Origin of the sequence: Solibaculum intestinale (assembly GCF_040096205.1) — a bacterium.
Classification (GTDB): Bacteria; Bacillota; Clostridia; order Oscillospirales; family Acutalibacteraceae; genus Solibaculum_A; species Solibaculum_A intestinale.
Genome location: NZ_JBBMFD010000001.1, coordinates 327721 through 350258, shown reverse-complemented (window position 1 = coordinate 350258; position 22538 = coordinate 327721). Strand labels below are relative to the sequence as shown.

Sequence of the window (22538 nt, the reverse complement as noted above, 5' to 3'; positions counted from 1 at the left end):
GGAAGAGGTTTTATGGATGCAATCGAATACATTTGGAAGGACCGCAAGCGGATTCTGGGCATGCCCCTTTCCTTTACAAAATATTCCCTGTCGGAGGACCGGATTTTCCTGGAAACGGGCCTTCTCAACATGAACCTGGAGGAAATCCTCCTTTACCGGGTGCGGGACATCAGCCTGCGCATCTCTCTGGGCCAGCGGATTTTCGGCGTAGGTACCATCCTGCTCCAATCGTCGGACAAGAGCATGCCGGTGCTGGAAATCAAGAACATCAAAAAACCCCGTGAGGTAAAGGAATTGATCCACCACCAGGTGGAGGAAATGAAGATCAAGCGCCGTATGCGGGTGGGTGAAATCCTCGACAATGACGCCCAGGACCACGACGAGGACTACTTCGGCCTGCACGACGACATGGAGGAAATCGAGGGATAAGAGCCAAGGGACTGGCTGGAAAACCGCCCCGCCCATGCGCCCGTAAAAAAGCGGAGCGTCTGTGTCTCGGGAAAACAGAGAAGGTTCTTTGCAAGAAAGCTTACATACAAAAGGCCAGGCAAAGCGGCGCCGCTTTGCCTGGCCTTTTCACATATATGGAGAAAGCAGCCCAGTGCCTCACCGGTGCTGGTAGTAGAAGATGGCCAGCTGGGTTCTGTCCCGCAGGGAGAGCTTCTCTAAAATGCCGCTTAGGTAATTGCGCACCGTGCCCTCGCTCAGATAAAGAGCATGGGCAATCTCCCGATTGCTGAGGCCCTTAGCCACCAGGGAAATGAGCTCGAGCTCCTTTTCGCTGATGTCGTAATCCGCGTAGCAAAAGGCTTCGTCCGCCTGCAAAAGCCCCGGCAGCTTAGTGACGATTTCGTCCCCGAACACGCTCTGCCCCAAATGCACCGCTTTGATGGCCGGAACAATGCTTTCGAACTTTTGTTTAAGAATATAGCCCTTGGCTCCGATTTTCAGCGCCTTGACGATGTATTCGTCGTCCAAAAAGGTGGTCAGAAACAGGATGCGGGCCTGGGGAAATTCCTTTAAAATCTGTTCGCCCGCGGCAAGGCCGGTCATGCCGTCCATACGGATATCCATAAGCAGCACGTCGGGGCGAAGCTCCCGGTAAAGGAGGATGGCTTCCCGGCCGCTGTTGCCGGCACCTGTCACCTGGATGGCCCCGTCTGCCTCCAGGATGGTTTTTAAGGATGCGCATACGAGTTTATCGTCATCCACGATTAGGATTTGCATGGCGAACCTCCTTTGGAATGGATAGAAAAAGAGTCACGCCGTCCTGAAAGGTGACGTGAAAGTGGCCCTGGAGCGCTTCCACCCGCTCGGCCATGTTGCGAAGGCCCAAACCGTCCGATTGCTTGGGTTGGGCGGCAGTTGTGCCGTTATCCCGTATAATGAGCTGATAAAGGGCCGGGTGCTCGCGCAGGGTGATGGAGGCCTTGGTGGCGTTGGAATGCTTCATGATGTTGTTGAGCGCCTCCTTGACCACTGCAAGAAAACAGTATTTTACGTCCTTTTCCACATCGCTTTCCATGTCATAATCCAGCGAAACTGGGCAGAAGGTAAATTCTTGGAGGAGCGCTGTAATCTGAACCGACAGGTCCACTGAGTCGTCGTGCAGGTCATGGACGCTTTCCCGGATGCTGTCCATGGCCTGGGACAGGGTATCCTTAAGCCCCAGCAGGTATTCGTTGACCATTTCGTCCCGATTGACCGCCAATAAAGCCCCCGTCTGCAGGATGGACCGGGAGAGCATATGCCCCACACTGTCGTGGATTTCCCGGGCGATGCGGTTTCGTTCGTTTAAGGTGGCGAGACGGATTTCGTAGTCCTGCTTTTCCATCAGATCCCGGTTTTTCTGCTCGAGCAGGAGGCTCAGTTCCCGGCCCGCGTCCCGGGTGCGAAGGGATTCCTTCTTTAACTCCTGCTCCGATTGGGTCCGCTTCTTTAGCAAAAGGGCAGTGAGCAGCAAAAGGGCCAGCAAGCCCAAATAAAGAGGAGACAGCTTCTCATGCTGGACCGCCGGTCCCAGTAGGCACAGGGCCCACCATCCCGGCGGGGAGGAAAAGAACACGTCGTAGTAAAGAAGGGGAAGATAAAGGCAGCATAAGGGGAAAAAGAGAGCGCCCGCGGTAAACAGAAGGGCAAAAAGCAGGGAAACCCGTCTATACTCCATAAAGCTTCCCAGGGAAGAAAGGGTTAAGGCCGCCAGCATGCTCGCCACGCTCTCCACCGTGACCGGCAGAGAAAAGAGCAGGATACATCCGCCTGCGAACAAAAGAAGTTTATCGATAATCACTTGCATCCGCCGCACCTTCCTTTCTACCGCTGATTGTAGCATGGAATGAGGCGGGTCACAAGCACCGCATTTTGGGTTGTGACAAATGTCACCGCCCGGTTGTGAGGTTTTTCACTACCGCGCGGTAGTATCTTTTGCTAAACTTAGGGTATCACAAACCGGCAAGGAGGGATTCCCATTGGTCATAAATGTGAAAAACCTGGTCAAACGGTACGGAAGTATTCTGGCGCTTGACCATTTCAGCCTCCAGATTGAGGAGGGGGAAGTGTTCGGATTATTAGGCCCCAATGGCTCCGGAAAGACCACTGCCATCAACTGCATCCTGTCCCTGCTCAAGTACGACAAAGGGACCATCGAGATTTTCGGTAAGCCTATGCGTCCCGACGCCTATTCCATCAAGCAGGACATCGGCATCGTTATGCAGAATGTGGCGGTGTTCCAGGAGCTGTCGGTACAGGAAAACATCGACTATTTCTGCGGCCTGTACGTGAAAGACCGGCAAAAGCGCCGGGAGCTTGTGGAAGAAGCCATCGACTTCGTCGGCCTGCAGGACTTTCGCAGGTTTCACCCCAAAAAGCTGTCCGGCGGCCTGCTGCGCCGGCTGAACATCGCCTGCGGCATCGCCCACAAGCCCCGGCTTATTATCCTCGACGAGCCGACGGTGGCGGTGGACCCGCAAAGCCGCAACAGCATTCTCGAAGGCATTTTAAAGCTCAACGAGCAGGGCGCCACCATCGTCTACACCTCTCACTACATGGAAGAGGTGGAGCAGATCTGCAGCCGCATTGTCATTATGGATAAGGGCAAGACCCTGGCAACCGGTACCAAGGAACAGCTCAAAGGGATGATCAAAGGCGGGGAAACGCTGACAGTGGAGCTCTTCGGCTTAAAGGAGGAGCAGCTCGACGAGGTCAAGCGCCTGCCCCATGTGACCGGGGCCGAGTACGACGGCGCCCGCTTAACCGCCCATTGCAGCGGCGGCGCGCATAACCTGATCCGCCTGCTCGATTACCTCAGAGAGCAGGAACTGTCCTTCGGCCGGGTTTATGCCGAGCCGCCCACCCTCAACGACGTGTTTCTGGAAATCACCGGAAAACACCTGCGGGATTAGGAGGCTGTTATGTTTCTCCACATATTTATAGGAAGGCTCAAGTGCCTGACCCGGGATAAGCTGATGCTTTTCTGGACGCTGCTGTTTCCCGTGGTGCTGGGTACCTTCTTTAACATCGCCTTCGGCAACATCATGAATATTACCGAGGAATTCAGCCCTGTCAAGGTAGCAGTGGTGGACAGCGCCGGTTACCGGCAAAACGAGGCCTTCCAAGAGACCCTTGACGCCGTTTCCCAGCCGGGAGACGGGCAGCTTTTAAGCGTATCCTTCGTGAGCGGAGAGGAAGCCGACCGGCTTCTGGAAATAGGAGAAGTGGACGGCATTTTGGAGGCGGACGGGGAAGTCCGCCTGACCGTGAAGGAAAGCGGAATGAACCAAAGTATCCTCAAGGCATTTCTGGACGAATACGCCCAGAAGTCCGCCGCCATGATGAAGATTCTCCGTGAGAATCCCAAGGCGGACCTGTCCGGCCTTTTGGAAGGCATGGGGAAGGAGAGCTTTGTAAACGAAGCCTCCCTTTCCGGCGCAAAGCCGGACACCATGCTCAACTATTTTTTCGCCCTGCTGGCCATGACGGCATTGTACGGCTCCTTCTGGGGCCTGCGCAACTCCACCGATATCCAGCCAAACGTCTCCGCCCTGGGCGCCAGGCGCAGCGTGGCGCCTACCCATAAGATGACCGCGGTGTTGGGGGATGCGGCCGCTTCCTTAGTGCTGCACGTGGCGGAAATGCTCCTGGTGCTGGCCTACCTGGTTTTTGTGCTGGGCATCTCCTTCGGCAGCCAAATCGGATATGTTCTTTTGACCTGCCTGGTGGGCTCGGTGACCGGCATCTCCTTCGGCACCTTTATGGGCTGCCTGTTTCAAAAGAGGGATGGGCTCAAAACCGCCCTGCTCATCGCCGTCACCCTATTCCTGTGCTTCCTTGCGGGGCTGATGATGGTGGATATCCGCACCTACATCAACCTTTACGCCCCCGTCCTTTCCTACATCAATCCCGCCGCCCTCATAGCCGACGCGTTCTATTGCCTCTACGTCTTCGAATCCCACACCCGGTATTTTCTCAATATCGGCATTCTTTGCGGCATCTCGGCGCTTTTCTGCTTGGGAAGCTATCTATTGGTAAGGAGGCAGAAGTATGCAAGTATTTAAAGCTTTTTTCAAAGTTCTGCGCGCAAGCTTCCCCTCCATCATCCTATACGTTGCCATTTTCATCGGCATTTCTCTGATCTTCAGCGGCAACGTGATGAACAACGCTGTGGACGGCTTTACTGTCGAAAGTGTGAACCTGGCCGTCATCAACCGGGACGGGGACACCCCGCTTTTGCGGGGCCTGACCGATTATCTGACCAAGGATAACCATCTCGTCGACCTGCCGGACGATTCCGAACGGCTGCAGGACGCGCTCTTTTACCGGGAGGTTTCCTACATCGTCCTGGTGGAGGATGGGTTTACCGACCGGTTTCTGGCCGGAGAACCGGTGACCCTTGATGCGGTGAAGGTACCCGACTCCACCACCGGCTACTACTGCGACCAGCTTATCGAAAAGTATCTGAGCACCGCCCGGCTTTACCATGAAGCGAACCCCGATTTGACGGAGGAACAGCTGACCGCCGCCGTAGCGGAGGACCTGGCTATCGAAACTCCGGTCACCCTCAAGGAATACGACGTCAATACAGAGGGGACGCCCAATTTCGTTTACTATTACCAGTACATGGCCTATGTGCTCATCGCTATGATGATCCTGACCATCTGTACCATCCTGATGGTCTTTAACCAGCCCGACCTGCGCCGCAGAAACCTGTGCGCGCCGCTCCCGCTTCGCAGCGTGAACGCCCAAGTTACCTTAGGCTGCGCGATTTTCACGATAGCCTGTTGGGTGCTGCTCATCGGCCTGAGCTTCCTTCTTTACGGTAAGGCTCTTCTTTCCTTCGCCGGGCTTCCGATGCTGCTGGCGAACACCTTCGCCTTCGCCCTGGTTTCCCTGAGCATCGGCTTTTTGGCCAGCAGCTTTGTCAAAAGCTTTACCGTACTTTCCGCCATCTCCAACGTGGTGTCCCTGGGGCTGTGCTTCATCAGCGGCGTGTTCGTCCCCCAGGCAATCATGAGCCCCGGCGTGCTCACCGCCGCCAGCTTCCTGCCCGCCTATTGGTATGTGAAGGCCAATAACGCCATCGGTTCGCTGGCGGTGCTCACCAGCGAGACCACCAACCCCATTTGGACCGCCATTTTCATCCAGCTTGGCTTTGCCGCCGCCTTCTTTTCGGTGGCCCTGTTCATCACCAAGCAGCGGCGCACAGGGAACAACTAAACGTCATCTCTAAAAAATCGCAGACTCTGTATACACAGAGTCTGCGATTTTTGTCATAGAATGGGGTACAAGGAAAAGAATACGGCTTTGCCCTCGCCGTGGATCTTCGGCGGTCTGGCCGCGGGCCGGTCCTTTGGCAGACCCAGCCCGTATAACAGAAGAAAGCTACGCCCTTCGCAAGAGGAACAGTTTGTACCTCCTTTCCGGTTGCCGGGCGGCCATTTCAACCCCTGTCCCTCTCACGAGAGGCAGGCAGGACAACGGTCACCTGTAGCACGTACCGGTACATGCGTTCCATGCGGAGGAAAGCTTGCCTTACACGGTATCCGGAGAAAGGCCGCCATCCGGAGCATCTCGGCAGGTGCTTTCTGGAAAGAGGCGTGGAGGTTTCGGAACAAAGCCGGGCTTGCGCCCGCTTTGTCAGTTTTTCTCCGCTGTCTCGCCCAGAAGCCAGGCGGTCGTCACCTTTAAGGCCTTCGCCAGGGCGCAAAGCTGTATGTCGGTCACCGGACGGGTGCCGTTCTCAATTTTGCCGATGGAGCTGGCGGACAGGGACACGCCCATGGTAGCCAGACGGGCGCTCACTTCCTCCTGCGTGGCCTTGGGCCGCTCGGAGAGCCTTGCCTCGCGCAGCCACCCGCCAATTCGATTCTTTTTCGCGTCCATTGGTTTCCGCCTCCGTTTTTTCCTTGATTATAGCACAGAAGAATCATTTTTGTACCAGAGGGAGGTTGAGTGGGAACGCAGGCTGTCTTACACCCATACGATTTTCAGGGAGGCGGGCAAATGAAATTTATATTGCAGCGCCCATTCTCCTAAAGACCCGCCCGACGAAAAACGGGTGGAAAAATCCCTCGTCCTTTTGGAGGGATGGCTCCAATCCTTGCAAAACGCACTCCGGTAAAGCTCCGCTGGACAAGCTTTGCTGCTGTCACAAGCCGGCTTGTCCGCAAATATACTGAGAAAGGATAAGCTGTCGCTTGCCCAAGTAAGACTCGCAGAAAAGAATTGTTCCCCGGATTCTTTTCATGTTTAAGCACGCGCCGAATGGGTAAAAATACTTCATGAGGAACGATTGAATAATGGAGTGTGACAATTTGTGAACATCAGAAGGGGAGACATTTATTATGCCGACTTAAGTCCGGTGGTCGGCTCGGAGCAGGGTGGAATCCGCCCCGTGCTGATCGTGCAGAACGACGTCGGAAACAAATTCAGCCCTACCGTTATCGCCGCGGCGATCACCAGCCAGAAGGACAAAACCAAGCTGCCCACCCACATCCAGCTGGACGCCCAGGATACGGGCTTAAGCAAGAATTCCATCGTATTGCTCGAGCAGGTGCGCACCCTGGACAAAAAGCGGCTCAAGGAACGTATGGGCCGGTTGGACGAAACCTCCATGGAGCTCGTCAACCACGCGCTGTCGGTCAGCTTCGGCCTGGAACTGGGAGAGCCGCGCAGGAAAGAGGCTACATAAGCCTTACAAAATCACAGCCGTAGAAACAGCGGATGCTTCTTAAGAATTGGGTCCGGCGCAATTTGCATGGAAACAAACGGCGCGATGGGCTTGGATGTAACGCATAGCGGACGGTTAGAAAAAGGAAGTGGAAACGTGGCGAACCTGACCGGTGAAGAGCGCAGTGCCCTTGAGGATCAAATCCGATGCGAAGAGATCCTTGTCAGAAAGTACAAGACGTACGCCGCCATGGCGGCCGACCCCACGGTGAAGCTGAAATTCGAGCGGTTTGCGAAAAAGCACCAGAACCATTATATGCGTCTGCTCGGGCATTTGCATGGAAAAGAAGCATACCATACGGATTTTCCCGGCGCCTTTGCGCTTCCATCCGAAGCGGATAACCTTTCGGTGCCGCACGACGATTTCCTAAGCGTGCCCAAGGACGAGCACGGCGGAAAAGACCGGAAGAGGCCGATATGATGGACGGGAAAGAATTTCTGAACCTTTTTCAACGCTGATTTTGGTCATATCCCTTTATAAAATAGGAAAATAAGCCGCTGTAACCGGATTCGGTTCCAGCGTTTTCAGCGCCCGGCGAAGTTTCGCCGGGCGCTTATTTTGCGCTTGATAAAGCACGCGCATCCTGCCGTCGCTTCTTCCTGTTACGCGCGTAAACCACTTCTGCGTTTCCAGGCGTTTTTTTAATCTGCAGCTCCTTGTTTGCCAATTCCCCTTGCTAAACACATTTTATCCAAACCCGTCCCACTATCAACAGATTCCACAGAAGTTTCAACAATCAAATAAATAATTTAGTATTTCTATTGAAAAACAGCATGCGGATTCCCTACCTTTCGAGAAAAGCGGGAACGTTTGCGGAAAATTCTGCCCGTGGTTGCCCGTCAGTTTGGTTCTAAACCGCGGACAGGCTCCATATTCTTTACCATAAGCCGAAACCAGTATTGGCTTTCAGGATGTTGGAAAGGAGTGGTAAGGATGATCGACGATCGCTTTGCCAAGCGGTTTGACGAGGCGGCAGCGCAGCTCGGATGCCGATTGAGCGGGATGCTGTCCCAGCTGCCCTCTTCCATAAAAGCGAAAACCCAGGAAATCCGCATCCGTATCGGGCAGCCGGTGGCATTAAGCAGCGCAGACGGGGAGCTCTTCCTCGACCAGAACGGCCGCACCTCCCGATGCTGTCACGACGGGCTTCCCAAGGTCACGTCCGGACAGATGGAGCAGGCTTTCGCCTGTCTGTGTGAATACTCGGTACATAGCTTTCAGCATGAGATCAATCACGGCTTCATTACCATCCGAGGAGGCCACCGGGCGGGGTTTTGCGGCACGGCGGTACTCCAGGAGGGGGTCATCCACAACATTAAGGACATTTCCTCTCTAAACCTGCGCATCGCCCGGCAGCATTTCGGCGCCGCCGACCGGCTTCTTCATTCCAGGGAGTTCGCCAAGGGCGGCGGCGTCCTGGTGGCGGGGCCCCCTGCCTGCGGAAAGACCACCCTTCTCCGTGACCTGGCCCGCCAGCTTTCCTGCGGCGGGACCGGGCGGATCTTAAAGGTCTGCGTGGTGGACGAACGGGGCGAAATCGCGGGTGTTTACCGGGGCCAGCCGCAAAACGACTTAGGCCCCTGCTGCGACTGCCTGGACGGTTACCCCAAGGCCCAGGGCATCCTGCACGCCCTGCGCTGCCTGTCGCCGGACGTCATTTTGTGCGACGAGATCGGGGAGGAGGAGGAGATCCGGGCGGTGGAAGCCGGAGTCCATTCCGGCGTGCGCTTTGTCACCTCCATCCATTTGGGCTCCATCGGGGAGCTCTCAAAGCGTACCCAGGCCGTCAAGCTCCTAAAAACCGGGGCCTTTTCCTGTGTCGCCATGCTGGCGGGCCGGGACCAGCCCGGACAGCTCAAACACATCTATACGATGGAGGACAAAGATGAAATACGCGGGACTGCTGTTGATTGTGCTGGTGTGCGGCGGGATGGGGATGATGAAATCCATGCAGTATACCGCCCGGGTGCGGTATCTGGAAGCCATCCTCTCCTTTCTGCAAACCCTGGCCAGTGAAATGGAATACCGGGCCGCACCCATTGCGAAAATCTTAGCCGACGCGGCGGGCCGGGAGGAATACAAATGCCTGCCCTTCCTTCGGGAATGCGAGCGGCTCTGCCGGGAAGGAACCGAGTTTCCCATTGCTTGGGCAAAGGCGGTGCGGGATAAGGCTAAGGCCATGGATTTGAGCGAACGGGACTTGAAGCTTCTCTTATCCTTCGGCTGCGGAATAGGCACCACCGACGTAGACGGCCAACTGGCGAACTGTTCGCTGCATAGGGAACTATTCGGGCAGTCGCTCCAGTCGGCCCGGGAAGAGAAGAACAAACACGGAAAGCTCTATTTGAAATTGGGACTGCTGTCCGGCATCGGCATCTCCATTGTTCTGCTGTAAAAAAGACGGACCGGTCCAAAGACAACGGAGGGTGAAAATGGACATCGACCTTATCTTTAAAATCGCCGCCATCGGCATCATCGTCGCGGTACTCAACCAGGTGCTCATCCGCTCGGGAAGAGAAGAACAGGCCATGCTTACCACCCTTGCCGGGCTCATCGTGGTGCTGACCATGATCATTCAGGAGATCAGCGACCTGTTCCGCATGGTAAAGTCGGTGTTCGGGTTATGAACGTCATCGCCATCGCAGGGGTTGGTATCGTGGCGGCGGTCATCTCGGTTCTCATCCGCAAGTATAACCCGGAATATTCCATCGCCATCAGTCTGTGTGCCGGCGCGGTCATTCTGCTGATGATTCTTTTTCAGATCAGGCCCGCGCTCACTCAGCTGGGAGACTTAGTAAACCTGTCTGGGATGCCGGTGGAATACGGCATGATCCTCATCAAGTCCCTGGGCATTTGTTACATCACGCAGCTTTCCTGCGACTCCTGCCGAGACGCGGGAGAAACCGCCCTTGCCTCCAAAATTGAGATCGCGGGCAAGGCAGGAATTCTCATTTTATCGCTGCCGCTGTTTGAAAAGGTGATCGAGGTGGCGCTTTCCCTTATCCGCGGATGAGAAAAGCGGCACATGGAAGTAAAAGAGAAGGGAGGGGCAGGCATGGGCAGACGAATCGTCCTGATTGTGCTCTTTCTTTTGCTGGTGACCATACCGGTCACAGCTCAAAGCGCCGTAGAGGACGGTGCCGACTATGATGCTCTCCTAGAAGACAGCGGCGCGAATGACCTGGCACAAAGCCTTCCCAAGGAAACCAGGGATCTTCTCAATCAGCTGGGGCTTTCGGATATCGACGCGGATTCCCTCATCGGCCTGACGCCTGAAAGTATTCTCAATACCGGGCTGCAGGCTCTTTTGAGCAGTGCCGGCGCTCCCATCAAGGCTGGGGCCGCCATCATCGGGGTTATCCTCCTGTGCGCGCTGCTGGGAGGCTTTCGCTCTACCATGGGAGAACGCCCTTTGACCGGCGTATTCAGCGTAGTGTCCACTTTAGCGATCTGTACGGTGATTTTAGTCCCCTTGGTGGGCGTCATCGAACGAGCGGGAGCCGCCATCCAATCGGGAGCCGCCTTCATGCTCTCCTTTATCCCGGTGTTTGCCGGGATTTTGATGACCTCCGGCCAGGCGATGAGCGCGGGAGCATACCAGGTGCTGCTTTTGGGGCTGGCGGAGCTTTTAAACTGGGGCGCCTCCACCTTCTTAGTTCCCCTAATGACCATCTTCCTGGCTTTTTCCATCGTGGCTTCCTTAGCGCCTGACTTAAACCTGACCTCCTTAGCCAATATGCTTCACAAGACCGCTTCCTGGGTGCTGGGCATTTTGATGACGGTATTCGTAGGACTGATGACGGTGCAGGGGGTAGTGGGTTCGTCGGCCGACACGGTGACGCTAAAAACCGCCAAGTTCATGGCCGGCAGCTTCATCCCCGTGGTGGGCAGCGCCGTGGGGGACGCGTTAGGCTCGGTCTATACCTGCTTAAAGCTTCTAAAGTCCACCGTGGGCGCCTTCGGCATTTTCGCCGTGATTCTCATCTTCCTGCCCGCTCTGCTGGAAACGCTGGTGTGGCAGCTGGCTTTGAACTTGACGGCGGCCATCGGGGACGTGTTCGGCTTAGGGCAGCTCACTGCCGTCATCCGGGCGGCGGCCAAGGTGCTGGCTCTTCTGAGCGCGGTGATGATCTGCTGCGCGCTGGTGATCGTCGTCTCCACCGCCATTATGATGATGCTGGGGGGAAATGTATGATCGAGATGCTCAAAGCCTGGGCCGTTACCCTGTGCGCGGGCGCAGTGGTGGCGGCGCTGGCAAAGATGCTCATTCCGTCGGGAAAGATGGAAAAAATGTTTCAGATGGTGCTGGGCGTGTTCTTTTTATGCTGCCTGATTTCCCCTTTTCTTTCTATGAAAGGCCTGTCTCTCAACCTGGATGTATCCTCTTTTCAGGAGGAGTCGGCCCAGGTAGGCGGGCGGCTGGCCGACCAGGTCAATGCTCAGATCCGCAGCCAGATCGAGAAGCGCATTTCCGCCCTGGCCCAGGAACGTCTTGACGCCTTACAGGTTCGTCCGAAAAAAATCGCCGTGGATATGGATATTGCCGAAGACGGCGGCATATCCATGAAACAGGTTACGGTTTTGCTGACCGAAAAGGACGCTTCCAAAAAGGAGGCCGTGGGAACGGCCCTGCAAAGTGCACTCGGCCTTAATCCCGTGGTAACGGTGGCCGGGGAATAGGAGGTGAAGAGCCATGAACAAAACAGGCAGCGCATCTTTTTCGCTTGCAAAGCTCACCGAATACCTCAAGGGAGACAAAGGGCGCAAGCTTTTGCTGATTGTGGGAGCCGTCGCCATCCTCTTAATCTTCCTTTCCAGCATCCTGCCCTCCTCCACGCCAAAGGAGGAAGCAAAGACCACCCAGACCTTTTCCGTGGAAGCATATACCAAGGAACTGGAGAACCGATTGATGGGGGTGGTGTGCAGCATCCAAGGAGTGGGGGAAACCCAGATCATGGTGACCCTGGAAAACGGCGTGGAGTATGTCTACGAAAGCGAGGAGCGCAAGAATACCGACAAATCCCAAGACATTTCCGGCGACGACACCAAGCGCATTACCGAAAAGGACGATACCCAAAGGTCGGTCACCGTCGTCGACGGGTCGGACGGGAAGGAGGCGCTGGTGCGAACCCAGAAGGAACCCACCGTCAAGGGGGTCATCATCGTGTGCGCCGGCGGAGACGACGCCGTGGTACAGCAGCGGGTAACTCAGGCGGTAACCACCGCCTTGGATATATCATCGAAACGCGTATGCGTTACCAAATTATCGAAATGATGAGGAGAGAGCAGTATGAACGCGATTTTAGGAAAAAGACAAATCGTCATTGCCGCACTGGTTGTGGCGCTGGGCCTGGCGGTCTATCTCAACTGGCAGTTTTCCGTGGCGGGAGACGACCTGACGGCGACGGGGGCGCTCACCTCGTCCAAGCAATATGGAGACGCGGCCTTCGTCAACACCTCCGGTGATGCCACCGTCTCCGGCTCGGGTTCCGAGAGCCTTCCTTCCGACGCCTCTACCACCCAGACCAACGCCCAGGCCAGCCAGTACTTTGTGGAAGCCCGCCTCAACCGGGAACGCACCCGGGACGAAGCCCTCGATACCATCAAGGATGTACTCAATAACGTAGACGCCGACGCGGCCACCCAGACCCAGGCCATGGCCCAGTCCGCCCAGATTGCGTCCAACATCGAGACGGAAGGGAAGATTGAAAATCTCATCAAAGCCAAGGGCTTTGCCGATTGTATGGTATACCTGGACGGGGAGAAGGCCACCGTGGTAGTCCAGTCTCCGGAACTGGTGGCCAGCGAAGTCATGCAGATTAAGGATATCATCACCGCCAATTCCGAGGTCAAGGGTGACGGCATCAACATCGTGCCGGTTCAGTAGCCAGCCACAGAACCCCTGATTCCGAGTTTTCTCACCATATGCAAAAAGGGATCTCTTCCAAGTAAACGGAGAGATCCCTTTTTGCATATATCCTTCGTTCTACCGGCGTGCTTTGCTCCGGCGGCGCTTGCGCCGCTTTGCAGAAGCGCGCTTGACCGGTTCGATTACAAAAAGCCTGCGGCAGCCCGCCAGCACCAAATAGGCGACGATACAGCCTGCGGCGTTTAAAATCACATCGTCAAGCTCCACCGCTCTTACCCGGCCGCCCAGTATATTGGTGAGAAGCTGCAATCCTTCCAGCGCCACGCTGGCAAGCAGCGCCATCAGCGAAACCGACGGCAGGCGCAGCTGCTTTCGAAGCAACGGCACCAGAATGCCAAGGGGCATCAGCGCTACAAAGTTTCCCACCACCAGCTTGAAAAAGGAATAGTAGTCGTTGTGGACGAAGCAGTAGTGAAGCACCCGGGACACCGACGCAAAGGGTACCCACTGGATGTTCTGCAGATGCTCGGCCGTCGCCTGGGCCGACACCTGGATGGCCCAGGGGAACAGAATGGTCTGCGTCATAGAGAGGACCAGACTTGTGTAAACAAAAAGCAGGGCAAGACAAACATTTTCAAAGAGGCGCTTTCGCCTGAAACATACAAAATAGCAAATCAGATATGCTGCAAACCCTACGATCATCGCGTCCGCTTCGGACACATAAAGAAAGGTTCCGTTTGCCACGCTTCCCAATGGAGTGGTAAAGTTCATCTGCGTTTCGCCTCTTTCCGCCTCGGACGGACCTCAGGGCCCTTTCTCCGAGCAATCCGGCTTTCCCTTTCCAAAGAAATTTCAGCAAAGAAGAAACCAGAAAAATTTTACATGCCGTTATTATAGCAATCCCCACGCGCATTTGCAACCGCAAGGCCGCAATCTCGAAAAAACGGTTGTTTCATTCACAGAATGTGGTATAATAAATGACGAATCGTTTCCACGGCCTTTTGCGGCGGGAAAACCCGGAAAAGGGCGGCGGCTTGGCGTCGTCCCCTTGCGATTTCGGGAATCCTTTAGAGTCGTGGGGACCGCGTCGCGCTGTTTTTGAGTGGATAGGAGGCTTTTTATGATGGAGAACCGTCTAAGCGAGGGCAGCGAAGGAACCTGCATCATTTCCCAGGAGGTGTTGGTGTCTATCGCCGGTACGGCCGCTTCGGAAATCGACGGGGTGGCGTCCTTGGCGAACCGGACCGATTTTAAGCGCCTGATGGACAAAAAGCACAGCGCCCGGTCGGTGCGCATCGAACGCGAGAACGAGGGGATCGTCATCGACGTTTTCGTGAATCTCAAAAGCACCGCGCGGATTCCCGAAACTGCGGGGCGTGTGCAGCAGAATGTGAAATCCTGCGTGGAAAGTATGACGGGGCGCCCGGTCAACCGTGTCAACGTGCATGTAATGGATATTTGTTTTCAAGATCCTGCGGCAGTACAGCCGTAATTACTAGGAAAAGGCTTCCCCTTTTCCGTCGGGAGGAACCAGGATGACAAGGCGAGAAGCCAGAGAACAGGCATTTTTGCTGATATTTGAAAAGAGCTTCCGTGAGGAGAGCATGGAAGAAATCATAGAGGCGGCGGTGGAAGCGAGAGCCATCCGGGAGGATGCGTTTTCCACGGCGGTAGCTTGCGGCGTATGCGAAAAGAGAGGGGAGCTGGACGCTCTCATTGAAAAAAACCTCATCAACTGGGAGAAAAAACGGATCTCCCGGGTGGCGCTGTCGCTTTTGCGCATGGCGGTGTATGAAATGAAGTTCATTTCCGATGTGCCGGTGAGCGTTTCCATCAACGAGGCGGTGGAGCTTGCGAAAAAATACGCCGGGGACGAGGAATCCTCCTTTGTAAACGGCGTGCTCGGCTCGGTGGCCCGTCAGGAGGAGGCGGCGCTCTGATGGCCCGCGTCCTTGGAATTGACACGAGCAATTATACCACCTCGGTGTGTCTTTATGATATGGTCCGGGAAGAAATCCGCCAGGAAAAGAAGCTGTTGCCGGTAAAGGAACAGGCCATCGGCCTAAAGCAAAGCGACGCGGTGTTTCACCATACCGTGCAGCTTCCCGGGCTGATGGAGGCCCTGGCGTTGGACGGGCCTGTAGATGCCATCGGCGTATCCACCCGCCCGAGATCGGTGGAAGGGTCTTACATGCCTTGTTTTCTCGTGGGGGAAGGAACCGCCCGTTCTCTGGCGGCGGCGCTCCATGCCCCACTTTTTCGGTTTTCCCATCAGGACGGGCATGTGATGGCGGCCCTCTATTCCTCCGGCTCTATGGAGCTGCTTGACGGCCGGTTTCTGGCTTTTCATGTGTCCGGCGGTACCACGGAGGCGCTGTTAGTTACTCCACAGGGGGACGGTTTTGGCTGCGAGTGCGTAGCCAAAACGCTGGATTTAAACGCGGGCCAGGTCATTGACCGGGTGGGGGTCATGCTGGGCCTGGCCTTCCCAGCGGGCCGGGGTTTGGACGCCCTTGCCGGCGAGTGTGAACAGGAATTTCGGGTAAGGCCCGCCATGAAAGGGCTCGACTGTTGCCTTTCCGGCCTGCAAAACCAGTGTGAAACGCGGTTTTCCCAGGGAGAGGAACGGCGGGCGGTGGCGAAGTATTGCCTTTGCTACGTGGCCGCCGCGCTGGAAGAGATGACGGCTGGCCTTTTGCAGCAGTACGGACCTTTGCCCCTTTTATACGCCGGCGGCGTCATGTCCAACTCCTACATCCGCGCCCGGTTTACCAAGCGCTTTGGCGCCCGGTTTGCAGACCCGGCCTTTTCTTCCGACAACGCGGCGGGCGTCGCCCTTCTGGCGGCCCGCGCTTTTTTGGCGAAAAACCCATCATGAATCGGAGGTATCTGTGAGCAGCTTGCTTTTGACTGTTTCTCAACTCAATACCTACATCAAATCCCTTTTGGACGGGGATCCCCATCTCCAATCGGTCTATGTCTGTGGGGAAATTTCCAACTTTGTTAACCACTACCGTTCCGGCCATTTCTACCTGTCTCTCAAGGACGACAACGCCGTCATTCAGGCGGTGATGTTCCGAAGCGCCGCTTCCCGTATCAAGTTTACCCCTCAAAACGGGATGAAGGTGCTGGTGCGCGGGCGGGTATCCCTGTTTGAACGCAGCGGCCAGTACCAGATTTATATCGACGATATGCAGCCCGACGGCGTGGGCTCTTTGCAGCTGGCCTTTGAGCAGCGCAAGGAAAAGCTTGCGAAGGAAGGGCTTTTTGACGCAGATCGCAAGCGCCCGATTCCCAAGTACCCGGCGCGCATCGGCGTGGTAACCTCGCCTACCGGCGCGGTGCTTCAGGATATCCGCAACGTGCTCACCCGGCGCTACCCGCTGGCGACTTTGGTTCTCTGCCCGGTTTTGGTGCAGGGCACAGAAGCGGCAGGGCAGATTGCCGCCGCCATCCGCCGCTTTCACGATTGCGGGGCCGCCGACGTTCTCATTGTTGGACGGGGCGGCGGATCTATGGAGGACCTGTGGGCCTTTAACGAGGAAATCGTGGTCCGTGCGGTAGCGGCTTCGCAGATCCCGATCATTTCCGCCGTGGGCCATGAGACGGACTTTACGTTGTGTGACTTTGCCGCCGACCTGCGCGCCCCCACCCCTTCCGCTGCCGCGGAGCTGGCCGCCCCCGACCGAGGGGATCTTCACATCCAGCTTTTTGAGCGCCAGGCGGCTATGAAACGCGCCTTGCAGCGGCGTGTGGAGGAAAACCGCCGCCGCCTTCTGGCCATTCGCCAAAGCCGCAGCATGGCGTCCCCGCTTTACGCGGTGGAGCTTCGCCGGATGAAGCTCGACTACCGGGCGGAGCAGCTCAAATCCACCTTTTTGCATACCGTTCGGGCCCATCGCCAGGCCTTTGGCGTCTTGGCGGGCAAGCTCGACGCGTTAAGCCCCTTAAAGGTGCTGGCGAGGGGCTATGCCATCGCGTCGAACGAGCAGGGGCTGGTTACCAAGGCGGCACAGGCCAAGCCTGGTGAGAATCTGAATCTGAAATTCATGGACGGCAGTCTTTCCTGCCGGGTGATTTCCCGGGAAATCACAGACTCTGTCCCTTTCAAAACCACCGATAGAAATGGAGAAGACCATGCCGAAACGAACCTTTGAGGCCGCAATGAAGCGGCTTGACGAGATTGTGGCGCTATTGGAGCAGGGAGAAGCTCCGCTGGAAAAGTCCTTAAAGCTGTTTGAAGAGGGCACCGAGCTTGCTCAGTTTTGTGACGAAACACTGAAAAACGCCCAGCTTCGCATTGAAGAGCTCAGCGAGGAGGCGGACGGGGAGCCAGCCGGTCCGCCGGCACAGGAATAAGATACCGGGAAGTCAAAAGAACGGAGGAACTGTCATGCCCATCGAAGAAATGCTGCGTTTTAATTCCCAGAAGGTAGAGAAAGCACTGGAAGATTTTCTGCCCAGGCAGGATTGCCGGCAGGCTGATTTGATCGAAGCCATGCGCTATAGCCTTTTGGGCGGCGGCAAACGGATCCGTCCAGCCTTGGCGCTGGAATTTTGCAAGGTGTGCGGGGGAAGGGAAGAGGACGTGATGCCCTTTGCCTGCGCGGTGGAGATGGTGCATAGCTATTCCCTCATCCACGACGACCTTCCCTGTATGGACGACGACGACATGCGCCGGGGAAAGCCCTCCACCCATAAGCGGTTCGGAGAGGCACTCGCCCTGCTGGCGGGGGATGCGCTTTTGAGCCTCGCGTTCGAAACGCTTTTGAAAAGCCCGGCCGAACCCGCCCGTGTGCTGCTTGCCGCCAAGGAGCTTGCCGCCGCTTCGGGGTATCTGGGGATGGTGGGCGGCCAGGTCATTGACCTAGACTCCGAGGACAAGCAGATTGATTACGAGACTCTTAAAGCCATGCACGCGGCGAAAACCGGCGCGATGATTCTGGCCGCCGCCCGCATGGGCTGCTATGCCTGCGGCGCGAAGGAAGAGTCGCTGGCGGCCTGTACCGCCTACGCGAAGAACATCGGCATGGCCTTCCAGGTGACCGACGACATTCTCGACGTGGTCAGCGACGCGGTCACTCTGGGCAAAAGCACTGGGAAGGACAGCCGGGACAAGAAATCGACCTATGTGACCCTCTACGGTTTGGAAGAAGCCAAACGGATGGCCGGCGCCTTTACCAAGGAAGCGGTGGACGCGCTGGCTCCCTTCGGGCAAAGAGCGGACTCTCTTCGAGAACTGGCTTTCTACTTAGCCGACCGGAAAAACTGACGGGTGGAGAAACAATGAATACCATTAACGCAGCCTTCCATAACTACGTGCTCATGTCGGCAGTCATCGCCTGGCTGATTGCCCAGGTAATGAAGACGACGGTCACGTTTATCAAACTCAAGCGTTTCGAGCCGGAACGGCTGGTGGGCGCCGGGGGGATGCCCAGCGCCCATTCGGCTACCGTATGCGCGCTTACCATCGCCATTTCCCGGGCGGAAGGCGTCAGCTCGCCCTTGTTTGCCATTGCCTTTTTGTTCGCCATCATCGTCATGTACGATGCCATGGGGGTGCGCCGGGCGGCGGGCGAACACGCCAAGGCCATCAACGAGATGCGCCGTATGCCTCCCTTCAACCAGGAAGAAGGGGAAAATGAAGGAAATTTAACCGAGCCGATGGACGAGGAAGAGAAGGAACTGAAGGAATACCTGGGTCATACGCCGCTGGAAGTGCTGGCTGGCGCCCTGCTGGGAATTTTGGTTGCGATGATTGTTCCCCAATAATCGCTTTGAATTTACTTGCATCTTGTGGTATAATTATTCAATTGGGATGTGTCCGGAGTTTGAGTATCAGGACCACGCCCAACAGCCATGGGGAATTTGAGCAAAGGAGATCGTTTCGCAATGGCGTCTGAACGAATATTGCCGACCATCCATTCGCCCGCGGACGTAAAGGCGCTGCCGTTTGAAGCGCTTGGCGGCCTGTGCGGTGAAATCCGGGAAGCATTGATTCAGACGATTTCCCAAAACGGGGGGCATCTAGCCTCCAATCTGGGCGTGGTGGAGCTGACTTTGGCGCTGCACCGGGTGTTTTCCTCACCGAAGGACCAGATCGTATGGGACGTCGGGCATCAATGCTATCCGCATAAATTGCTGACCGGCCGCTACGACCAGTTTTCTACCCTTCGCCGGGAAAACGGCCTTTCGGGTTTTTGCCGGCCGGAGGAAAGCGAGCACGATCCGTTTGTGTCCGGCCATTCGAGCACGTCGATTTCGGCGGCCTTCGGCCTCGCCAAGGCAAAGAGCCTGCAAGGGGACGACGGTCATACCATCGCCGTGATCGGAGATGGGGCATTGACCGGCGGCCTCGCCTACGAGGGGCTCAACAACGCCGGACGTAGCAAGGACCGGCTTATCGTGATTTTAAACGACAACAAAATGTCCATATCCAGAAACGTGGGCTCTGTGGCGCGCCATTTGGCCGTGCTGCGTTCCAGTCCGCGTTATTTACGTTTTAAAAAAGGGGTGGAGCGTTTTTTGCAGAAGGTTCCCCTTGTGGGGCAGCCGCTGGACCGGGCCATCGTCAAGGTGAAATCCGGCGTCAAAAGTATGCTTTACGGCAACACCCTGTTTGAGAACATGGGCTTTACCTATATGGGCCCGGTGGACGGGCATGATCTGGGAAAGCTCTGCGCAGTGCTCGAAAGCTGCAAATCCATCCATCAGCCGGTGCTTTTGCACGTATGTACCGTCAAGGGTAAGGGCTACACCTTTGCCGAAGAGCGACCCAAGGACTTTCACGGTACCTCCGGGTTTGACATTGAAACTGGCGACGCTCCCGCCAGCCGGGAGAATTTTTCCAGTGTCTTCGGCCGGGAGATTTGCGACCTTGCCTCCGGCGATCCCCGTGTCTGCGCGGTGACCGCCGCCATGACCGAGAGCACGGGGCTGACGGAGTTTTCCCATACCTACCGCAGCCGGTTTTTCGACGTAGGCATTGCCGAGGAGCACGCCATCACCTTCTGCTCGGGCCTTGCCAAGAATGGGATGCTTCCGGTTTTCGCCGTCTATTCCACCTTCCTGCAGCGCGGGTATGACGAACTCATCCACGACGCGGCTCTGCAAAATGCCAAGATCGTGCTGTGCATCGACCGGGCGGGTCTGGTGGGAGAGGACGGGGAAACCCACCAAGGCGTGTTCGACGCAGCGTTTTTAAATACCATTCCCAACGTCACCGTTTTCGCTCCCAGCTTTTACGCGGAGCTCCACTGGATGCTTAAGGAAGCTGTTTACCAGTATAAAGGGGTGGTGGCGGTGCGTTATCCGCGCGGCGGGGAACCGGTCCCGCCTCAGGGCTACACACCTGCCCCTGCATCCTATTCTCTACTGGGCGGTGGGGCAAAGGTACTTCTCATCACCTACGGGCGGATCTTCGCAAACGCCTGCAAGGCCCGGGAAAGCCTTGCGCAAAAGGGAATCGAGATGGATATTCTCAAACTAAACCGCATCAAGCCCATGGATCCCCAGGCGCTGTACATTGCCCGGGGATATCAGAAGGTTTTTTTCTTCGAAGAAGGCATCCGTACCGGCGGGGTAGCGGAGCATTTCGGTTTTTCCCTGCTTTCGGGCGAATTTAATGGAACCTATTCGGCTCATACCCTGCCGGACGGCTTTATCGCTCAGGCAACCGTGGCAAGCGCCATGAAAAAATACCATCTGGACGCCGATTCCATGGCGCAGATAGTCGAGCAGGAGTGTGAGCTGTGACGGAAAAGAAAAGACTGGATGTCCTGCTTTTTGAGAAGGGGCTGGCTCCCAGCCGGGAACGGGCCCAGCGCTTGATTATGGCGGGCAGCGTCTATGTAAACGAACAAAAATCCGATAAGCCCGGCACCCAGGTGCCGGCCGACGCAAAGGTGGAACTGCGAGGGGCGGACATTCCTTTTGTCAGCCGGGGAGGCTTGAAGCTGGACAAGGCGGTAAAGCGATTCGGCCTAAACCTTACAGGCACCACCGCCATGGATATCGGCGCCTCCACCGGTGGATTTACCGACTGTATGCTGCAAAACGGCGCGAAAAAGGTATATGCGGTAGACGTGGGATACGGCCAGCTGGCCTGGAAGCTTCGCACCGACGACCGGGTGGTGAACCTGGAGCGCACCAACATCCGTTATGTCACCCCTGACCAGCTGGGCGAACCGCTGGACTTTGCCAGTGTAGACGTTTCCTTTATTTCTCTGAAGCTGGTGCTGCCGGTGCTCAAAGAGCTGCTGAAAGAGGAGGGCGAAGCGGTCTGCCTTATTAAGCCCCAGTTTGAGGCCGGCAAGGGTAAGGTGGGAAAGAAGGGCGTGGTGAGGGAACCGGAAATCCACCTGGAGGTGATCGAAGCGGTCACCGCCTTCGCCAGAAGCTTAGGCTTTTCCCTGCTGCACCTGGATTTTTCCCCGGTGCGCGGCCCGGAAGGAAACATTGAATATCTGATGCACCTGAAAAAGAACGGGCTGGGCGAGTGCTTTGACGGCTGTGATGCCAAGGCCTTGGTGGAGGAATCCCACAAGGCGCTGCAAGGGGGAAAAGCCACATGAAGATTGCCATTGTCGCAAACCCCGGCAAACAGGGGGCTCAGGCGTATTTTCCGGAGATTGCCTCCCGTCTCGCTTCTCTGGGCGCTGAACTGTTATTGGAGGATAAGGACCGGGAAAAGTTTCCCTATGCAGGCGCTTGTTATCTGCAAAGGGAAGAGCTTTACCGGGAGTGCGACCTAGTTCTCGCCTTGGGGGGCGACGGTACCATCTTGCACACGGTGACCTATGCGGCTCCCCTTGGAAAGCCGGTGTTGGGGATAAACGCCGGGACGCTTGGGTTTATGGCGGGCCTGGAAACCAACGAGCTCTATAAGCTGCCCCGGCTCTTTACCGGGGAATACACCCTGGACCGGCGCATGCTTCTGAACGTACGCATTGAAGGGGAAGACGCGGTTTATTACGCCTTAAACGATGCGGTCATCTCCAAAGGCACCGTTTCTCGGATTCTCGATTTGACCGTGACCTTAAACAGCCGTGAGATCGCTTCTTACCGGGCGGATGGAGTGATCCTGTCCACCCCAACCGGCTCGACGGCCTATTCGCTGTCGGCCGGAGGCCCAGTTCTGGACCCGGAGATGGACGGTATGCTGGTCACGCCCATCTGCCCGCACTCTCTTTTTGACCGCAGCATTCTGTTTAAGGACGATTCGGTGGTATCCATTACCGCCAGTACCCGCTACGGAGAAGGGGCTTACCTGACGGTGGACGGCCGTCTGGGCCGGGCGCTTAAACCCAAGGATACCGTTACCATACGAAAGGCGGCCATTTCCGCCAAGCTGATCCGTCTCAAGGAAGGCACGTTTTACGAAACCTTAACTCAGAAACTCATGCACCGCAGAGGATAAAGCCCTGCTTGGGCTGATTTTACCTT

Annotated in this window: 28 protein-coding genes; 24 read left to right on the top strand and 4 right to left on the bottom strand. The window is 56.4% G+C overall.

Features of this window, described 5'->3' with window-relative positions; all coding sequences use genetic code 11:
* Nucleotides 1-12 precede the first annotated feature (12 nt).
* Nucleotides 13-429, top strand: coding sequence for a PH domain-containing protein (locus WMO26_RS01645; protein WP_349217784.1), 417 nt, complete (start codon nt 13-15; stop codon nt 427-429).
* A 177-nt stretch (nt 430-606) separates the two neighbouring features.
* Here WMO26_RS01645 and WMO26_RS01640 read toward each other — a convergent pair whose 3' ends face one another.
* The gene (locus WMO26_RS01640; RefSeq protein WP_349217783.1) at nt 607-1227 is read right to left on the bottom strand and encodes a response regulator; all 621 of its coding nucleotides are present in this window, start codon (nt 1225-1227) and stop codon (nt 607-609) included.
* Nucleotides 1205-2296 carry a sensor histidine kinase gene (locus WMO26_RS01635; RefSeq protein WP_349217782.1) on the bottom strand — a complete coding sequence of 364 codons (1092 nt, stop codon included), beginning with the start codon at nt 2294-2296 and terminating at the stop codon, nt 1205-1207. The genes WMO26_RS01640 and WMO26_RS01635 overlap by 23 nt, the downstream gene beginning before the upstream one ends.
* 172 nt (nt 2297-2468) lie before the next feature.
* Here WMO26_RS01635 and WMO26_RS01630 point away from each other — a divergent pair, with 172 nt between their 5' ends.
* Genes WMO26_RS01630 through WMO26_RS01620 form a run of 3 tightly spaced genes read left to right on the top strand, consistent with a single transcriptional unit; the run spans nt 2469 to nt 5712 of the window.
* On the top strand, nt 2469-3401 hold the full coding sequence (locus tag WMO26_RS01630) for an ABC transporter ATP-binding protein (RefSeq protein ID WP_349217781.1): 933 nt from the start codon (nt 2469-2471) through the stop codon (nt 3399-3401).
* Between the two features lie 9 nt (nt 3402-3410).
* The gene (locus tag WMO26_RS01625) at nt 3411-4553 is read left to right on the top strand and encodes an ABC transporter permease (protein ID WP_349217780.1); all 1143 of its coding nucleotides are present in this window, start codon (nt 3411-3413) and stop codon (nt 4551-4553) included.
* Nucleotides 4540-5712 (top strand): ABC transporter permease, encoded by a 1173-nt coding sequence (locus tag WMO26_RS01620; RefSeq protein WP_349217779.1) that lies wholly within the window; start codon nt 4540-4542, stop codon nt 5710-5712. The genes WMO26_RS01625 and WMO26_RS01620 overlap by 14 nt, the downstream gene beginning before the upstream one ends.
* A 420-nt stretch (nt 5713-6132) precedes the next feature.
* On the opposite strand, the gene WMO26_RS01615 is transcribed toward WMO26_RS01620, so the two are convergent.
* Nucleotides 6133-6378 carry a helix-turn-helix domain-containing protein gene (locus tag WMO26_RS01615; RefSeq protein ID WP_349217778.1) on the bottom strand — a complete coding sequence of 82 codons (246 nt, stop codon included), beginning with the start codon at nt 6376-6378 and terminating at the stop codon, nt 6133-6135.
* A 433-nt stretch (nt 6379-6811) separates the two neighbouring features.
* On the opposite strand from WMO26_RS01615, the gene WMO26_RS01610 reads away from it, so the two are divergent.
* The 10 genes from WMO26_RS01610 (at nt 6812) to WMO26_RS01565 (ending at nt 13112) form a co-directional block, all read left to right on the top strand.
* A complete protein-coding gene (locus WMO26_RS01610; protein ID WP_349217777.1) occupies nt 6812-7186 on the top strand; it encodes a type II toxin-antitoxin system PemK/MazF family toxin in 375 nt (124 codons plus the stop codon).
* 135 nt (nt 7187-7321) lie between these two features.
* A complete protein-coding gene (locus WMO26_RS01605; protein ID WP_349217776.1) occupies nt 7322-7645 on the top strand; it encodes a ferritin family protein in 324 nt (107 codons plus the stop codon).
* A gap of 513 nt (nt 7646-8158) precedes the next feature.
* Nucleotides 8159-9241: a stage III sporulation protein AA gene (locus WMO26_RS01600; RefSeq protein WP_349217775.1), complete on the top strand. Its 1083-nt coding sequence runs from the start codon at nt 8159-8161 to the stop codon at nt 9239-9241.
* Nucleotides 9162-9620: a stage III sporulation protein AB gene (locus tag WMO26_RS01595; RefSeq protein WP_349217774.1), complete on the top strand. Its 459-nt coding sequence runs from the start codon at nt 9162-9164 to the stop codon at nt 9618-9620. Before WMO26_RS01600 ends, WMO26_RS01595 begins: the two co-directional genes overlap by 80 nt.
* Nucleotides 9621-9657: 37 nt before the next feature.
* Nucleotides 9658-9852 carry a stage III sporulation protein AC gene (gene spoIIIAC / locus WMO26_RS01590; protein WP_349217773.1) on the top strand — a complete coding sequence of 65 codons (195 nt, stop codon included), beginning with the start codon at nt 9658-9660 and terminating at the stop codon, nt 9850-9852.
* Nucleotides 9849-10238: a SpoIIIAC/SpoIIIAD family protein gene (locus WMO26_RS01585; protein WP_349217772.1), complete on the top strand. Its 390-nt coding sequence runs from the start codon at nt 9849-9851 to the stop codon at nt 10236-10238. Before spoIIIAC ends, WMO26_RS01585 begins: the two co-directional genes overlap by 4 nt.
* A gap of 42 nt (nt 10239-10280) precedes the next feature.
* Nucleotides 10281-11420, top strand: a complete 1140-nt coding sequence (locus tag WMO26_RS01580; RefSeq protein WP_349217771.1) for a stage III sporulation protein AE — start codon at nt 10281-10283, stop codon at nt 11418-11420.
* Nucleotides 11417-11905: a stage III sporulation protein AF gene (locus WMO26_RS01575; protein ID WP_349217770.1), complete on the top strand. Its 489-nt coding sequence runs from the start codon at nt 11417-11419 to the stop codon at nt 11903-11905. The genes WMO26_RS01580 and WMO26_RS01575 overlap by 4 nt, the downstream gene beginning before the upstream one ends.
* Nucleotides 11906-11918: 13 nt before the next feature.
* Nucleotides 11919-12500, top strand: a complete 582-nt coding sequence (locus WMO26_RS01570) for a SpoIIIAG-related protein (RefSeq protein ID WP_349217769.1) — start codon at nt 11919-11921, stop codon at nt 12498-12500.
* Between the two features lie 15 nt (nt 12501-12515).
* Entirely contained in the window at nt 12516-13112 is a 597-nt protein-coding gene (locus WMO26_RS01565; protein WP_349217768.1) for a SpoIIIAH-like family protein, read from the top strand.
* A gap of 99 nt (nt 13113-13211) precedes the next feature.
* On the opposite strand, the gene WMO26_RS01560 is transcribed toward WMO26_RS01565, so the two are convergent.
* Nucleotides 13212-13865, bottom strand: a complete 654-nt coding sequence (locus WMO26_RS01560) for a VanZ family protein (protein ID WP_349217767.1) — start codon at nt 13863-13865, stop codon at nt 13212-13214.
* A gap of 349 nt (nt 13866-14214) precedes the next feature.
* On the opposite strand from WMO26_RS01560, the gene WMO26_RS01555 reads away from it, so the two are divergent.
* The 10 genes from WMO26_RS01555 to WMO26_RS01510 all read left to right on the top strand — a co-directional run bounded on the left by WMO26_RS01555 (nt 14215) and on the right by WMO26_RS01510 (nt 22512).
* Nucleotides 14215-14586, top strand: coding sequence for an Asp23/Gls24 family envelope stress response protein (locus WMO26_RS01555; RefSeq protein WP_349217766.1), 372 nt, complete (start codon nt 14215-14217; stop codon nt 14584-14586).
* 43 nt (nt 14587-14629) lie between these two features.
* A complete protein-coding gene (gene nusB / locus WMO26_RS01550) occupies nt 14630-15034 on the top strand; it encodes a transcription antitermination factor NusB (protein ID WP_349217765.1) in 405 nt (134 codons plus the stop codon).
* Nucleotides 15034-15972: a tRNA (adenosine(37)-N6)-threonylcarbamoyltransferase complex transferase subunit TsaD gene (locus WMO26_RS01545; RefSeq protein WP_349217764.1), complete on the top strand. Its 939-nt coding sequence runs from the start codon at nt 15034-15036 to the stop codon at nt 15970-15972. The genes nusB and WMO26_RS01545 overlap by 1 nt, the downstream gene beginning before the upstream one ends.
* Before the next feature lie 22 nt (nt 15973-15994).
* The gene (gene xseA / locus WMO26_RS01540; protein ID WP_435431541.1) at nt 15995-17251 is read left to right on the top strand and encodes an exodeoxyribonuclease VII large subunit; all 1257 of its coding nucleotides are present in this window, start codon (nt 15995-15997) and stop codon (nt 17249-17251) included.
* Entirely contained in the window at nt 17232-17453 is a 222-nt protein-coding gene (xseB, locus tag WMO26_RS01535) for an exodeoxyribonuclease VII small subunit (RefSeq protein ID WP_349217762.1), read from the top strand. Before xseA ends, xseB begins: the two co-directional genes overlap by 20 nt.
* Before the next feature lie 34 nt (nt 17454-17487).
* The gene (locus tag WMO26_RS01530) at nt 17488-18366 is read left to right on the top strand and encodes a polyprenyl synthetase family protein (protein WP_349217761.1); all 879 of its coding nucleotides are present in this window, start codon (nt 17488-17490) and stop codon (nt 18364-18366) included.
* Between the two features lie 14 nt (nt 18367-18380).
* The gene (locus tag WMO26_RS01525) at nt 18381-18866 is read left to right on the top strand and encodes a divergent PAP2 family protein (protein WP_349217760.1); all 486 of its coding nucleotides are present in this window, start codon (nt 18381-18383) and stop codon (nt 18864-18866) included.
* A gap of 120 nt (nt 18867-18986) precedes the next feature.
* Nucleotides 18987-20849, top strand: a complete 1863-nt coding sequence (gene dxs, locus WMO26_RS01520) for a 1-deoxy-D-xylulose-5-phosphate synthase (RefSeq protein ID WP_349217759.1) — start codon at nt 18987-18989, stop codon at nt 20847-20849.
* Nucleotides 20846-21667 (top strand): TlyA family RNA methyltransferase, encoded by an 822-nt coding sequence (locus WMO26_RS01515; RefSeq protein ID WP_349217758.1) that lies wholly within the window; start codon nt 20846-20848, stop codon nt 21665-21667. The genes dxs and WMO26_RS01515 overlap by 4 nt, the downstream gene beginning before the upstream one ends.
* Nucleotides 21664-22512 (top strand): NAD(+)/NADH kinase, encoded by an 849-nt coding sequence (locus WMO26_RS01510; protein WP_349217757.1) that lies wholly within the window; start codon nt 21664-21666, stop codon nt 22510-22512. The genes WMO26_RS01515 and WMO26_RS01510 overlap by 4 nt, the downstream gene beginning before the upstream one ends.
* The last annotated feature ends 26 nt before the right edge of the window (nt 22513-22538 follow it).